This is a genomic window from Shinella zoogloeoides (assembly GCF_020883495.1).
Classification (GTDB): Bacteria; Pseudomonadota; Alphaproteobacteria; order Rhizobiales; family Rhizobiaceae; genus Shinella; species Shinella zoogloeoides.
Genome location: NZ_CP086610.1, coordinates 3,578,864 through 3,592,500, shown reverse-complemented (window position 1 = coordinate 3,592,500; position 13,637 = coordinate 3,578,864). Strand labels below are relative to the sequence as shown.

The window sequence follows — 13,637 nt, the reverse complement described above, 5'->3', positions numbered from 1 at the left end:
CGGCGCTGCTGGACAATCCGCCGGCTATCCTCAGCGAGGGGCGGAGCTTTCCGGTCGATGTGCGCTATCAGGACCGGCCGGCGGGCGAGCGTATAGAAGACGGCATGGCGCGCGCTATTATGGAGGCGCATCGCGGGGAGAGTGGGTCGATCCTCGCCTTTCTGCCCGGACAGGCCGAGATCACCCGCACGGCCGAGCGGCTGGAGGGCCGGTTCGGCGCGGAGACGACGGTGGTGCCGCTCTATGGCAATCTCAGCCAGAAGGAACAGGACGCCGCGATCCGCCCAGCCCCCGCCGGTACGCGCAAGATCGTGCTGGCGACGTCGATTGCCGAAACCTCCATCACCATCGACGGCGTGCGCATCGTCATCGACAGCGGGCTGCAGCGCCTGCCGGTCTTCGAGGCGGCGACGGGCATTACGCGACTGGAGACGGTGCGGGTGTCTCGCGCCTCGGCCGACCAGCGCGCCGGCCGCGCCGGGCGAACGGAGCCGGGCATCGCGATCCGGCTCTGGCATGCCGGCCAGACGGCGGCGCTGCCGGCCTTCACGCCACCGCAGATTCTGTCCAGCGACCTTTCCTCCTTCATGCTCGACCTTGCCCATTGGGGCGTCAGCGATCCGGCGGATCTCAGGCTGGTCGACCAGCCGCCGGCCGCCGCGGTGGAAGAGGCGCGCAGCCTGCTTCACCTGCTCGGCGCGCTCGACGAGGCCGGTGCGCTGACCCCCGCGGGAAAACGCATCCGCGAGCTTGCGCTGCCGCCGCGGCTGGCTGCGATGATTCTTCATGCCGCCAATGAGGGGCAGCAGGCCGCCGCCGCGCGGCTGGCGGTGCTGCTCACCGAACAGGGTCTCGGCGGTTCGGCCGTGGATATAGAAGAGCGCCTGCGCCGCTTCGCCAATGAACGCGGCGAGCGGGCCGAGGCGGCGAAGCGGCTGGCGCAGCGCATGGCGGACGGTTTCGGCAAGGCCGCATCCCCCGCGGCAAGCACGCCGGGCGCGCTGCTGCTGCATGCCTTCCCCGATCGCGTCGCCCTGCAGCGCGGCGGGCGCGGGCGTTTTGTCATGGCGAACGGGCGCGGCGGCGAGTTGCCGGAGACCGAGCGGCTGGCGGGTGCCGAGATGATCGTCGTCGCCGACCTCACCGGGCAGGCGGGGCGGCAGCGCATTCTCGCGGCGGCGGAAATCGATCGCGCCACCGTCGAGGCCGAGCTTGCCGAAAAGATCGTGCGCGAGGATCAATGCGTTTTCGACCGGACGAGCCGGCAGGTACGGGCGCGGCGGGTCGTGCGGCTCGGCGCGATGATCATCGAGGAAACCCCGCTTCCGCGACCGGGCGGACCGAAGGCGGCGCAGGCCTTGGCCGATGGCGTGCGCCAGCTCGGGCTTCAGGTCCTGCCCTTTTCCCGCGAGGCGGCGCAGCTTCGCGACCGGATCGGCTTCCTGCACCGCTCGATCGGCACGCCATGGCCGGATACGAGCGACGACGCGCTGCTGGCGCGGCTCGACGACTGGTTCGCGCCCTTCCAGGAGGCGGCGCGCGGCATCGACGATATTTCGCCGGGCCGTTTGCAGGAGGGGTTGCTTGCCCTTGTCCCCTATGATGTGCAGCGCGATCTGGCGCGGCTCGCGCCCACGCATTTCGAAGCGCCCACCGGCCAGCGCCATCCGATCCGCTACGATGGCGAGGAGCCGGTGCTGGCGATCCGCGTGCAGGAACTGTTCGGGCTGAAGCAGCATCCGGCCGTCGCCGGCGGGCGGCTGCCATTGCTTCTGGAACTGCAATCGCCCGCGCACCGCCCGATCCAGACGACGCGGGACCTGCCCGGCTTCTGGGCCGGGTCCTGGCGGGACGTGCGCGCGGACATGCGCGGGCGCTATCCGAAACACCCCTGGCCGGAGGACCCGGCCGGGGCCATGCCGACGACGCGCGCCAAGCCGCGCGGCACGTGAAGGAGACGGGAATGACATTCTATCAGGATCTCGACCTCGAGGGCTCCGGCCGGCGGCTTCGCCTCGAAACGCTCATCCGCCTGCGCTGGCTGGCGGTAGCCGGCCAGTCGATTAGCGTCATCGTCGTTGCGCTTTGGCTGGATTTTCCGCTGCCGCTTCTGCCGAGCGCGGTGCTGATCGCGCTTCTGGCGGCGGTGAACTTCTTCCTTGCCGTGCGCTTTCCGCCGGCCCATCGCCTCACGCCGGCAGCGGCTTTCCTGCTGCTCGCCTTCGATCTCTGCCAGCTCACGGCACTACTCTTCATCACCGGCGGCCTTGCGAACCCCTTCGCGCCGCTCGTCTGCGTGCCGGTCATCATCTCCTCGTCGCTGCAGCCGGTGCGTTTCAGCCTGACGCTCGGCGGGCTTGCCGTCGCAGGCATCACGGCGCTCGCCTTCACGCCTTTCCCGCTGCCATGGTTTCCCGGCACGCTGCTCGTCGTGCCGCCGATCCTGACGGCCGGCTTCTGGTTCGCCATCGTCTCGACCACGGCCTTCGCCGCCTTCTATTCCTACCGCGTCTCGCAGGAAGCGGCGGAACTTTCCGATGCGCTGGCCGCGACCGAACTCATCCTCCAGCGCGAAAAGCATCTTTCGCAGCTCGACGGACTGGCGGCGGCGGCGGCGCATGAACTGGGCACGCCGCTCGCCACGATCAGCGTCGTCGCCCGCGAAATGGAACGGGAACTGGGGAGCGACGACCGCTTCAGGGAAGACGTGCAGCTCCTGCGCAGCCAGAGCGAGCGTTGCCGCGATATCCTGCGCCGGCTGACGACGCTTTCCACCGAGGACGAGGCGCATATGCGGGTGCTGCCGCTTTCCTCCCTCATGGAAGAAGTTCTGGCGCCGCACCGCGAATTCGGCATCCGGCTCAATCTCGTCGAAAACGGCGAGCGGCAGAGCGAGCCGGTGGGCAACCGCAATCCGGGCATTCTCTACGGCCTCGGCAATCTGCTCGAAAACGCGGTCGACCATGCCCGCGAGGAGGTGACCGTCACCGTTGGCCACACGCCGGAACGGGTGACGATCGTCATCGAGGACGACGGCGACGGCTATGCGGCGGATATCCTGCAGCGCATCGGCGATCCCTATGTCACCAAGCGGCAGAAGGACGAGCGGGCCGGCGGCCTCGGCCTCGGCCTCTTCATCGCCAAGACGCTGCTGGAGCGCTCCGGCGCGAAACTGACCTTCGGCAACCGCACGGGCGACCGGCCGGGCGCGCGCGTCTCGGTCGATTGGCCGCGGGCCCGCATGGAGGCCAAGGGTGCGAAATGACTTTACCCACTCTCTCTAACGGGTGATAAGCTGACGCCGATCAAGACTGGACGAAAACCGGCCACGGAAGAAGAAAAATGACAGAAAACACCGAACCGCAGACGGCAACCGACGATATCGGGCCGGATCCCTCCCTTCTTCTCGTCGATGACGACGCGCCTTTCCTGCGCCGTCTCGCACGCGCCATGGAAACGCGCGGCTTTGCCGTCGATACGGCCGAGTCCGTGGCGGAGGGCATCGCCAAGGCCAAGACGAACCCGCCGAAATACGCCGTCGTGGACCTGCGCCTCGGCGACGGCAGCGGCCTCGACGTCATCGCCGCCATCCGCCAGCGCCGCGACGACACGCGCATCATCATGCTGACCGGCTACGGCAATATCGCAACGGCGGTGAATGCGGTGAAGCTCGGCGCGGTCGACTATCTCGCCAAGCCCGCCGATGCCGACGATATCTTCGCCGCGCTGACGCAGCGTCCCGGGGAAAAGGTGGAACTGCCGGAAAACCCGATGTCGGCCGACCGCGTTCGCTGGGAGCATATCCAGCGCGTCTATGAAATGTGCGACCGCAACGTCTCCGAGACGGCGCGCCGTCTCAACATGCACCGCCGCACACTTCAGCGCATCCTGGCAAAGCGCGCGCCCAAGTAGTCAGGCCGGCTCGTCCCGGCGGCCGGAAACGATGGCGGAGATGTCCGGCCCCTCGCGCCGGGCATCCATGGAGAATTCCGCAAGCAGCAGCCGGCCCGCGGCGACGCGGGCGAAGGCGAAAGTCACCGCCTTGCGCGTTGGGGCCGACAGCTTGTGCTCCGGGGCCTCACGCAGCATATGCGCGCCATAGCCATCGGAAAGGATGAGGCCGCAATCTTCCGGGAAGATATCGAGCGGCACGTCCTTGTGGGTGGCGAAGAACAGCCGGTCGCAGTGGCGGCGGTAATCCGGCCATTTGCGATCCACGCGGAAATCCTCGATCGACGTCTTGATCTCGACGATCCAGATCTCGCCCTTGTCGGAAAGGCTGATGAGATCGGCGCGCCGGCCGCTCGCCAGCGTCAGTTCCGGCAGAACCGCGTGGCGCATCTCCATCAGCATGCGCTGGACGCCGCGGCGCACCATCATGGCGCGGTCCGACTGGCGGCCGTCGAGCAGCGGATTGTCGTTGTGCAGCGAGACGATCGTCATCTGGAAATCCTCGGGATCGAATCGCAGTCTAGCGCGAATCGCCTGCCCGGCCGGCGAAAAGTTAAGACGGCCCGTGCCGCCGCGACTCAGGCAAGACTCCGTTAACCGCGCCGCCCGGTTCCTGTGCGGCTTCGGGCCGGCGGGCGAAAAGGCCGTTGAACGGGCGGCAAAGGCGTGCTTGGCATGGCGTCGGGTGCGGCGAAAGCGGCGGAAACCGGGCGATATTGTTGCAAAAAAACACTCCCCCGATTTTTTGCTCAAGCGCAGGCCCATGCCGCAGCGCACGCGCTTGCATTGACCGGTTTAATCGAAAATAAACCATGATCGATGAAAGTTCTGCGCCACGGAACTTCCTAATTCCCTGACCCAAGAGAATCCCATGCGCCTCCGCAATGCCCTCCTTCTGTGCGGCCTCGCAGCAGCCGTCACGCTCGCCGGTTGCTCTTCTTCCTCCACGTCCGGTCCGGGCGAAAAGGTGGCGACCAATGCCATCTTCACATCGGACTATGGCGCTGTTGAGGACAATGGCTACGCCCTGCCGGCGATCCCGATCAGCAAGGTGAACACCAAGTATCACCGGCAGATCGTCGATTACGCCACCAGCGAGAAGCCGGGCACGATCGTCGTCAACACGCCGAACCGCTTCCTTTATTATGTGCTGCCCGGCGGCAAGGCCGTGCGCTACGGCATCGGCGTCGGCAAGTCGGGCTTTGCCTGGCAGGGTGAGGCCTACATCGCCTGGAAGCAGGAATGGCCGACCTGGCATCCGCCGAAGGAAATGGCCGACCGCAAGCCGGAAGTCGCCCGCTACGTCAAGGACGGCATGGGCCCGGGCCTGAAGAACCCGCTCGGCGCGCGCGCCATGTATCTCTTCAACGACAAGGGCCAGGACACGCTGTTCCGCCTGCACGGCACGCCGGAATGGGCCTCCATCGGCACCGCCGCCTCGTCGGGCTGCATTCGCCTGATGAACCAGGACATCATCGACCTCTACAAGCGCGTGCGTCCCGGCACGAGTGCCCGCGTCGTCGTCCAGCAGTAAGCACGGAGTATCGCAATCAAGCAAAAGGCCGCCGGGATGACCGGCGGCCTTTTGCGTATGGCGGTGCCCCTCATCCCGCTGCCGCGACCTTCTCCCCGCACGCGGGGAGAAGGCGAAGGAGGCAAGGGCTTCCCGAAATCCAGCACGGTGCGGCATGTCCCTTCTCCCCGCTTGCGGGGAGAAGGTGCCGGCAGGCGGATGAGGGGCCTGCCGGCGGGATCGACCGCTAACCGGCTCTTCCTCAGCCGCCAGCGGCCTTCAGCTCGAGGCGGCGGCGATGCAGGACCGGCTCGGTATAGCCGTTCGGCTGCTCGCGGCCCTTCAGCACCAGCTCGACGGCCGCCTGGAAGGCGATGGAGCCTTCGAAATTGCCGGCCATGTTGCGGTAGAGCGGGTCGCCCGCATTCTGCCCGTCGACGACGGCGGCCATGCGCTTCATCGTCTCGAGGATCTGCGCCTCGGTGATGACGCCGTGATGCAGCCAGTTGGCGAGGTGCTGGGCGGAGATGCGCAGCGTCGCGCGGTCTTCCATCAGGCCGACATTGTTGATGTCCGGAACCTTGGAGCAGCCGACGCCCTGGTCGATCCAGCGCACGACATAGCCGAGGATGCCCTGGGCATTGTTGTCGAGCTCGCGCTGGATTTCCTCCGGCGTCCAGTTCGGGCGAACCGCGACCGGAACGGAGAGGATGTCGGAGAGCTTGGCGCGCGGGCGCGAGCGCAGCGAGGCCTGAACCTCGGCGACATTGACCTTGTGGTAGTGCGTCGCATGCAGCGTCGCGGCCGTCGGCGAGGGAACCCAGGCGGTGTTGGCGCCGGCCTTCGGATGGGCGATCTTCTGCTCCAGCATGGCGGCCATCAGGTCGGGCATGGCCCACATGCCCTTGCCGATCTGCGCATGGCCGGACAGGCCGCATTCGAGACCGATATCGACGTTCCAGTTCTCGTAGGCGCCGATCCAGGCGGCCTGCTTCATGTCGCCCTTGCGGATCATCGGACCCGCTTCCATCGAGGTATGGATCTCGTCGCCGGTGCGGTCGAGGAAGCCGGTATTGATGAAGACGACGCGTTCCTTGGCGGCGCGGATGGCCTCCTTGAGGTTGATCGTCGTGCGGCGCTCCTCGTCCATGATGCCCATCTTCATGGTGTTGGGCGCCATGCCGACGGCGGCCTCGACGCGGCCGAAGAGCTTGGAGGCGAAGGCGACTTCCTCCGGACCGTGCATCTTGGGCTTGACGACATACATCGAGCCGGCGCGCGAATTCTGGCGGCGGCCGTTCGGGCCGACGTCGTTGAGCGCGATCAGCGCGGTGACCATGGCGTCCATGATGCCCTCGGGCACTTCATTGCCGTCGCGGTCGCGGATCGCCGGATTGGTCATGAGGTGGCCGACATTGCGCACCAGCATCAGCGAGCGGGCCGGCAGCGTCAGCGCAGAGCCGTCGGGCGCGGTGTAGGTGCGGTCGGGGTTGAGGCGGCGCGTGACGGTCTTGCCGCCCTTGACGACCTCTTCCGAAAGGTCGCCCTTCATCAGGCCGAGCCAGTTGCGGTAGACGACGACCTTGTCCTCGGCATCGACGGCGGCGACGGAGTCTTCGCAGTCCATGATCGTGGTCAGCGCCGATTCGATCACGACGTCGGAAATATGCGCCGCATCGTCCTTGCCGGTCAGCGTGGCGGCATCGATGCGGATTTCGATATGCAGGCCGTTGTTGCGTAGGAGAACGCGCGTCGGCGCTGCGGCGTCGCCGGCATAACCGGCAAACTTCGTCTCGTCGGAAAGGCCGGTCTTACCACCGTTCGTCAGCGCCACGACCAGCTTGCCGCCCTCGACGGAAAGGCCCGCCGCATCGCGCCAGGAAGCACCGGCCAGCGGCGCGCCGTCATCGAGGAAGCCGCGCGCCCAGGCGATGACCTTGGCGCCGCGCACCGGATTGTAGCCCTTGCCCTTTTCCGCGCCGTCCGTTTCCGGGATCGCGTCCGTGCCGTAGAGCGCGTCGTAGAGCGAACCCCAGCGCGCATTGGCGGCGTTCAGCGCATAACGCGCGTTCATGACGGGAACGACGAGCTGCGGGCCGGCGACGACGGCGATTTCCGGGTCGACATTGTCCGTCGTCACGGAGAATTTGTCGCCCTCGGGCAGAAGGTAGCCGATCTCGCGCAGGAAGGCCTCATAGGCGGCCATGTCGGACGGCGCGCCGTTCTGACGATACCAGGCGTCGATCTTTTCCTGCAGCGCATCGCGCTTGGCGAGCAGCGCGCGGTTTTCCGGCGCAAGGTCATGCACGATCGCGGAGAAATCCGAGAAGTAGCGTTCCGCGTCCACGCCCGTGCCGGGCAGCGCCTCCTTCACAAGAAAATCATAAAGGGCGCTATCGATCGAAAGACCGGCTTTTTCCGTATAGGTCATGTGAAAAGCTCTCCGAAGGACGGGACGATGGGGGAGTATCCCGAATGCTGTCACTTTCAGGAGCTTTCATTGATAGTCAATTCGGCAAGGGCATAAAGAATTTATTCCACTTGGGATAAAATCATACTTTGTGCGCCGTTCTTCCTCTCCGGCACGGCGAAATTACCCCGGAAATCTCCCCTTCCGTCCCCGTTTGCAATTGCCGAAGCGCTGCTTACATAGATGGCAACGAAGCCGCCTCGCCGGCGGTGCCCTGCCCGGTATCCGGGCCCGAAAGGTCCATCCATGAGTGAACACGACCCCTACGCTTCCATGCACGCCACGACGATCATCACCGTCCGCAAGGACGGCAAGGTGGTCATGGCGGGCGACGGCCAGGTGAGCCTTGGCCAGACGGTCATGAAGGGCAATGCCCGCAAGGTGCGCCGCCTCGCCAAGGGCGACGTCATTGCCGGTTTCGCCGGCGCGACCGCCGATGCCTTCACCCTGCTCGAACGGCTGGAAGCCAAGCTGGAACAATATCCCGACCAGCTCATGCGCGCCGCCGTGGAGCTTGCCAAGGACTGGCGCACCGACCGTTACCTGCGCCGCCTCGAAGCCATGATGCTCGTTGCCGACAAGTCCGTCACGCTGGCGCTGACCGGCAATGGCGACGTTCTGGAGCCGGAGCACGGCACCATGGCGATCGGCTCGGGCGGCAATTATGCCTATGCCGCGGCCCGCGCGCTGATGGACACCGACAAGTCGGCCGAGGAGATCGCCCGCCGCGCCATGCAGATCGCCGGCGACATCTGCGTCTACACCAACCACAATGTCGTGGTGGAAACGCTGGATGCCGACCGCTGACCTCTACACCTTCCGGCCGGTGACGGCGGACGAGCTGCCGATGCTGGAACGCTGGCTGAACGCGCCGCATGTCCGGCGCTGGTGGGGCGAGCCGGCGAAGGAAGTCGCCGGCATTGCCGAGGATTTCGACGATCCGGCAATGGCGTCCTTCATCGTTCTTCATGCCGGGACGCCCTTCGCCTACCTGCAATCCTACCGGATTGCAGCCGATGATTTCTCCTTCGGCGACCGGCCGGACCGCACTGTCGGTATCGACCAGTTCATCGGCCTTGCCGACATGGTCGGCATCGGTCACGGGCCGGCGATGATCGACGCCTTCGCGGCCAAGGTCTTCGACGAGGGTGTGGAGCGGATCGTGCTCGATCCCCACCCGGACAATGCGCATGCCATCCGGGCCTATGAAAAGGCCGGATTCCATGCTTTCGATCAACGCATGACAGAGGACGGCCCGGCGCTGATGATGGCCCGGGACCGTTGCTAGAAACGGAAAAGCCCATGTCCAATTTTTCGCCCCGCGAGATCGTTTCCGAACTCGACCGCTTCATTATCGGCCAGCACGACGCCAAGCGCGCCGTCGCCATCGCGCTGCGCAACCGCTGGCGCCGCCACCAGCTCGAGCCGGACCTGCGCGACGAGGTGATGCCGAAGAACATCCTGATGATCGGCCCGACGGGCGTCGGCAAGACGGAGATTTCCCGCCGCCTCGCCAAGCTGGCCGGCGCGCCCTTCGTCAAGGTCGAGGCGACCAAGTTCACCGAGGTCGGCTATGTCGGCCGTGACGTCGAGCAGATCGTGCGCGACCTCGTGGAGGTCGGCATCGGCCTGGTGCGCGAGAAGAAGCGCGCCGAGGTGACGGCCAAGGCCCATATGAACGCCGAAGAACGGGTGCTCGACGCCCTTGTCGGCGCGACCGCCTCGCCGGCGACGCGCGATTCGTTCCGCAAGAAGCTGCGCAACAACGAGCTGGACGACAAGGAAATCGAGATCGACATCGCCGACAGCGGCACGCCCGGCGGCTTCGAGATTCCCGGCATGCCCGGCGCCAATATCGGCGTGCTCAACCTTTCCGAAATGTTCGGCAAGGCGATGGGCGGGCGCACCAGGAAGGTGAAGACGACGGTCAAGGACAGCTACAAGGTCCTGATCGACGACGAATCCGACAAGCTGCTCGACAACGAGCAGATCCAGCGCGAGGCTATCCGTTCGGCGGAGAACGACGGCATCGTCTTCATCGACGAGATCGACAAGATCGCGGCGCGCGACGGCGGCATGGGCGCGGGCGTCTCCCGCGAGGGCGTGCAGCGCGACCTCTTGCCGCTCGTCGAAGGCACGACGGTGGCGACGAAATACGGGCCGGTGAAGACGGACCATATCCTCTTCATCGCCTCGGGCGCGTTCCATGTCTCCAAGCCCTCGGACCTCCTGCCGGAACTTCAGGGCCGCCTGCCGATCCGCGTCGAGCTCAGGGCGCTGACCAAGGAGGACTTCCGCCGCATCCTCACGGAAACGGAGGCAAGCCTCATCCGCCAATACAAGGCGCTGATGCTGACGGAAGACGTCACGCTCGATTTCACCGAGGACGGTATCGACGCGCTGGCGGACGTCGCCGTGCAACTCAATGCCTCCGTCGAGAATATCGGCGCACGGCGCTTGCAGACGGTGATGGAACGGGTGCTCGACGAAATCTCCTTCGAGGCCCCGGACAAGGGCGGCAACAGCCTCCTCATCGACGCCGAATATGTGCGCAAGCATGTCGGCACGCTGGCGGCCAATACGGACCTGTCGCGCTATATCCTGTGACGTTTCGGCACCGGTGACCCGCTAGCGGCCGCCGGTGCCGCATTTTTGAAGGTGTCGCCCCTCGACAGGAGGGGCGCTCCGGCCTTACGCCTTTGCCGCGCGCCTGGCATCATTCCGACACGATTGTCGTGCATCGGTCGCCGCCATCCGCCGACAGATTAGACCAGACGGGAATGTGAACCGTGCGACAGCTCTTGCCTGTGCTTGCCCTTGCAGCCGCCCTTTTTGTCCAGAGCCAGACGACGGCGCTGGCGCTCGACGTGGTGCCGCCCGGCAACCGCAACGCCGAGCAGCCGAACATTCCGGGCGCCTCCATGCGCCGCACCAAGGCCGGCAAGACCTCCTTCGACGCCAAGTACGAGAAGGTGCGCGACCTCATCGCCAATGACGGCCAGCTCACCGGCAAGATCAAGTCGATCGCCGGCAAATACGGCATCGCCCCGATCCACATGGTCGGCGCCATCGTCGGCGAGCATACCTATAATGTCGACGCCTACGACCGCCTGCAGAGCTATTACGTGAAGGCCGCCTCCTACACCGGCAATTTCCGCTTCGCCTATGACGGCGAATCCATCGGCGACTTCGTCGCGCGGCCGGAATTTGCCCAGTGCGCCTCCAAGAAAGGCTCCTACGCGCTGTGGACCTGCCGCGAGAGCGTCTGGAACCGCAGCTTCAAGGGCAAGACGGTCGGCGGCACGTCCTTCCCGAACAACCGCTTCAGCGCGGTGTTCTTCCAGCCCTTCTATGCCGGCCAGACCTTCGGCCTCGGCCAGATCAATCCGCTGACGGCGCTGACGCTCACGGATGACGTCGCCCGCATCTCCGGCTACGACAAGCTCGACGAGAACGATGCGGCCGGCGTCTACCAGGCGATCATGGACCCGGATATCTCGCTCGCCTACATGGCCGCCGCGATCCGCCGTTCCATCGACGCCTACCGGAAGATCGCCGGCGTCGACATCTCGAAGAATCCGGGCCTGACGGCGACGCTCTACAATATCGGCAATCCCGATGCCCGCGCGAGCGCCTTTTCCGCACACCGCGCGGCCGGCGAGGCGACCTGGCCGGAAGAGAACTATTACGGCTGGCTGATCAACGACAAGCTGGCGGAACTCGAAGGCCTGCTCTAACTTCCGCCCACCTCTCGGCTCACCTTCGACAGAGCCGATGGAAGGAGGCAGACGATGGACATGCGCCCCGAGCCGTTCGAACCGCCAGCGCCGATCCCCCGAACGGTGCCGCCCTCGAAGCTCGAGATCATCCGCACCGTCTTCCGCAACCCGCTGGAATTGTGGGGCACGCCGTCCTATACGCTGCCCTGGATCATGACGAGTTTCTTCGGCGAGAAGACGCTGATCGTCAACGATCCCGGTCTCATCAAATACCTGCTCGTCGACAACGCCGCCAATTACAGGATGGCGACGGTCCGCCAGCTCGTGCTGCGGCCGATCCTGCGCGACGGGCTGCTGACGGCCGAGGGCTGGGTCTGGCGGCGTTCGCGCAAGGCCGTCGCGCCGATCTTCACGCCGCGCCACGCCAAGGGTTTCGCCACGCAGATGCTGGCGCAGTCGCAGCGTTACGCGCAAAAATACGAAGGCGCGGACGGCGCGATCTTCGACATCGGCAACGACATGACGGAACTCGCCTTCGCCGTGCTCTCCGACACGCTGTTTTCCGGCGAGATCGTCACCTCCTCCGATAATTTCGCCGACGACGTGGACGACCTCCTCCATTCCATGGGCCGCATCGACCCGATGGATCTGTTGCGCGCGCCGTCCTGGGTGCCGCGGATAACGCGCATCGGCGGCCTCAAGGTACTGGGAAAATTTCGCCGCATCGTGCGGGACACGATGGACCTGCGCCTGAAGCGCATGGCAAAGGACGGCGACGGCGCACCGAACGATTTCCTGACGCTGCTCTTGCGCGCGGCGGGGCCGGAGGGCCTGACCATGGAGGAGGTGGAGGACAATATCCTCACCTTCATCGGCGCCGGCCACGAGACGACGGCCCGGGCGCTCGCCTGGACGCTGTATTGCGTGGCCAATTCCCCGCATGTTCGCGAGGCGATGGAGGAGGAAATCGACCGTGTTCTTGCAAGCGGCGCCGATCCCGTCGACTGGCTGGACCGCATGCCCTGGACGCGCGCCGCCTTCGAGGAGGCGATGCGGCTCTATCCGCCCGCGCCCTCGATCAACCGCGAGGCGATCGCCGATGACCGCTGGACCAGCCCCTCCGGCGAGGCGGTGGAGATTCCGAAGGGCGTCACCATCCTCGTCATGCCCTGGACGCTGCACCGCCACGAACTGCTCTGGCAGAAGCCGCGCGCCTACATGCCGGAGCGCTTCTTGCCGGAGAACCGCGAGGCGATCCACCGCTTCCAGTATCTACCCTTCGGCGCAGGGCCGCGCATCTGCATCGGCGCGACCTTCGCCATGCAGGAGGCGATCATCGCGCTCGGCGTGCTGATGCACCGCTTCCGCTTCGACATGACGGCGGAAACGAAGCCCTGGCCGGTGCAGCGCCTGACGACGCAGCCGGCTAACGGGCTGGCGTTGAGGGTGACGGCTCGTCGGTGCGCTTCTTCGCCTTCTTGATGGTCTTGATGGCGGCGCAGGTCGCTTCCGGGTCCTTGCAGGGCTGGTAGACGACGATCTCGCTGCCGCTGCCGTCGTCCCAGACGGCCTGCACGGCGATGGTCTCGGCCCCGCCCGGCTTCAGTTCGATATAGAGCCAGTTGTTCGTGTCGTCCGAGGGCAGGTTGAAGGGCAGTTGCGGATCGCATTCCGCCATCGGGAAGGTCTTGTCGAGGGCGTCGGAATTGATCGAGTAGCGCACCTCCTTCAGCCGGCAATGCATGGTCTGCAACGCCGTGAAATAGATGAGCTGCCGGCCGGCGAATTCACGGAACTGCACCCAGCCCGTCTGCTTGTTGGCATCCAGCATCGCCTTGTAGATCGAAACGTCGGGAATCTGCGCCCGGTACTGCTCCTCCTCGTCCTCCTGCGCACCCGCGGGCAGGCTGCCGGCAATGAGGAGAAGGGCGGCCAGAAGCGGCTTTCGGATGGCGCGGTCGGTCAATGGCTGGCTCCTCGTTCT

General features: G+C 65.9%; 12 protein-coding genes (1 of these 12 cut by a window edge). 9 read left to right on the top strand and 3 right to left on the bottom strand.

What is annotated here, in order from left to right:
* The 3 genes from hrpB to K8M09_RS17630 all read left to right on the top strand — a co-directional run.
* Window positions 1-1,952, top strand: partial view of an ATP-dependent helicase HrpB gene (gene hrpB, locus K8M09_RS17640; protein WP_160786106.1) — the 3' portion only. 520 nt of this gene lie to the left of the window's left edge; the window shows 1,952 of its 2,472 coding nt (coding positions 521-2,472); its start codon lies beyond the left edge, outside the window; its stop codon occupies window positions 1,950-1,952.
* Window positions 1,953-1,963: 11 nt separating this feature from the next.
* Window positions 1,964-3,265 carry an ActS/PrrB/RegB family redox-sensitive histidine kinase gene (locus tag K8M09_RS17635; protein WP_160786107.1) on the top strand — a complete coding sequence of 434 codons (1,302 nt, stop codon included), beginning with the start codon at window positions 1,964-1,966 and terminating at the stop codon, window positions 3,263-3,265.
* A gap of 77 nt (window positions 3,266-3,342) precedes the next feature.
* The gene (locus tag K8M09_RS17630) at window positions 3,343-3,912 is read left to right on the top strand and encodes an ActR/PrrA/RegA family redox response regulator transcription factor (RefSeq protein WP_160786108.1); all 570 of its coding nucleotides are present in this window, start codon (window positions 3,343-3,345) and stop codon (window positions 3,910-3,912) included.
* On the opposite strand, the gene K8M09_RS17625 is transcribed toward K8M09_RS17630, so the two are convergent.
* A complete protein-coding gene (locus tag K8M09_RS17625; protein ID WP_160786109.1) occupies window positions 3,913-4,443 on the bottom strand; it encodes an MmcB family DNA repair protein in 531 nt (176 codons plus the stop codon). It lies immediately after the preceding gene.
* Between the two features lie 379 nt (window positions 4,444-4,822).
* Here K8M09_RS17625 and K8M09_RS17620 point away from each other — a divergent pair, with 379 nt between their 5' ends.
* Window positions 4,823-5,485, top strand: a complete 663-nt coding sequence (locus K8M09_RS17620) for a L,D-transpeptidase (RefSeq protein ID WP_160786110.1) — start codon at window positions 4,823-4,825, stop codon at window positions 5,483-5,485.
* 241 nt (window positions 5,486-5,726) lie between these two features.
* On the opposite strand, the gene K8M09_RS17615 is transcribed toward K8M09_RS17620, so the two are convergent.
* Complete coding sequence (locus K8M09_RS17615) at window positions 5,727-7,895, bottom strand: malate synthase G (RefSeq protein WP_160786111.1); 2,169 nt, start codon at window positions 7,893-7,895, stop codon at window positions 5,727-5,729.
* Window positions 7,896-8,180: 285 nt separating this feature from the next.
* Here K8M09_RS17615 and hslV point away from each other — a divergent pair, with 285 nt between their 5' ends.
* The 5 genes from hslV to K8M09_RS17590 all read left to right on the top strand — a co-directional run bounded on the left by hslV (window position 8,181) and on the right by K8M09_RS17590 (window position 13,135).
* Window positions 8,181-8,741, top strand: a complete 561-nt coding sequence (hslV, locus tag K8M09_RS17610) for an ATP-dependent protease subunit HslV (protein ID WP_119257991.1) — start codon at window positions 8,181-8,183, stop codon at window positions 8,739-8,741.
* The gene (locus K8M09_RS17605) at window positions 8,728-9,222 is read left to right on the top strand and encodes a GNAT family N-acetyltransferase (RefSeq protein WP_160786112.1); all 495 of its coding nucleotides are present in this window, start codon (window positions 8,728-8,730) and stop codon (window positions 9,220-9,222) included. Before hslV ends, K8M09_RS17605 begins: the two co-directional genes overlap by 14 nt.
* 14 nt (window positions 9,223-9,236) lie before the next feature.
* Window positions 9,237-10,541 (top strand): ATP-dependent protease ATPase subunit HslU, encoded by a 1,305-nt coding sequence (gene hslU / locus K8M09_RS17600; RefSeq protein WP_160786113.1) that lies wholly within the window; start codon window positions 9,237-9,239, stop codon window positions 10,539-10,541.
* Between the two features lie 182 nt (window positions 10,542-10,723).
* Window positions 10,724-11,671, top strand: a complete 948-nt coding sequence (locus K8M09_RS17595; protein WP_160786114.1) for a DUF1402 family protein — start codon at window positions 10,724-10,726, stop codon at window positions 11,669-11,671.
* A gap of 54 nt (window positions 11,672-11,725) precedes the next feature.
* Entirely contained in the window at window positions 11,726-13,135 is a 1,410-nt protein-coding gene (locus K8M09_RS17590) for a cytochrome P450 (RefSeq protein WP_160786115.1), read from the top strand.
* Here the strand turns inward: K8M09_RS17590 and K8M09_RS17585 are convergent.
* Entirely contained in the window at window positions 13,080-13,619 is a 540-nt protein-coding gene (locus K8M09_RS17585; RefSeq protein WP_160786116.1) for a hypothetical protein, read from the bottom strand. The two genes, K8M09_RS17590 and K8M09_RS17585, sit on opposite strands and share 56 nt — an antisense overlap.
* Between the last annotated feature and the right edge of the window lie 18 nt (window positions 13,620-13,637).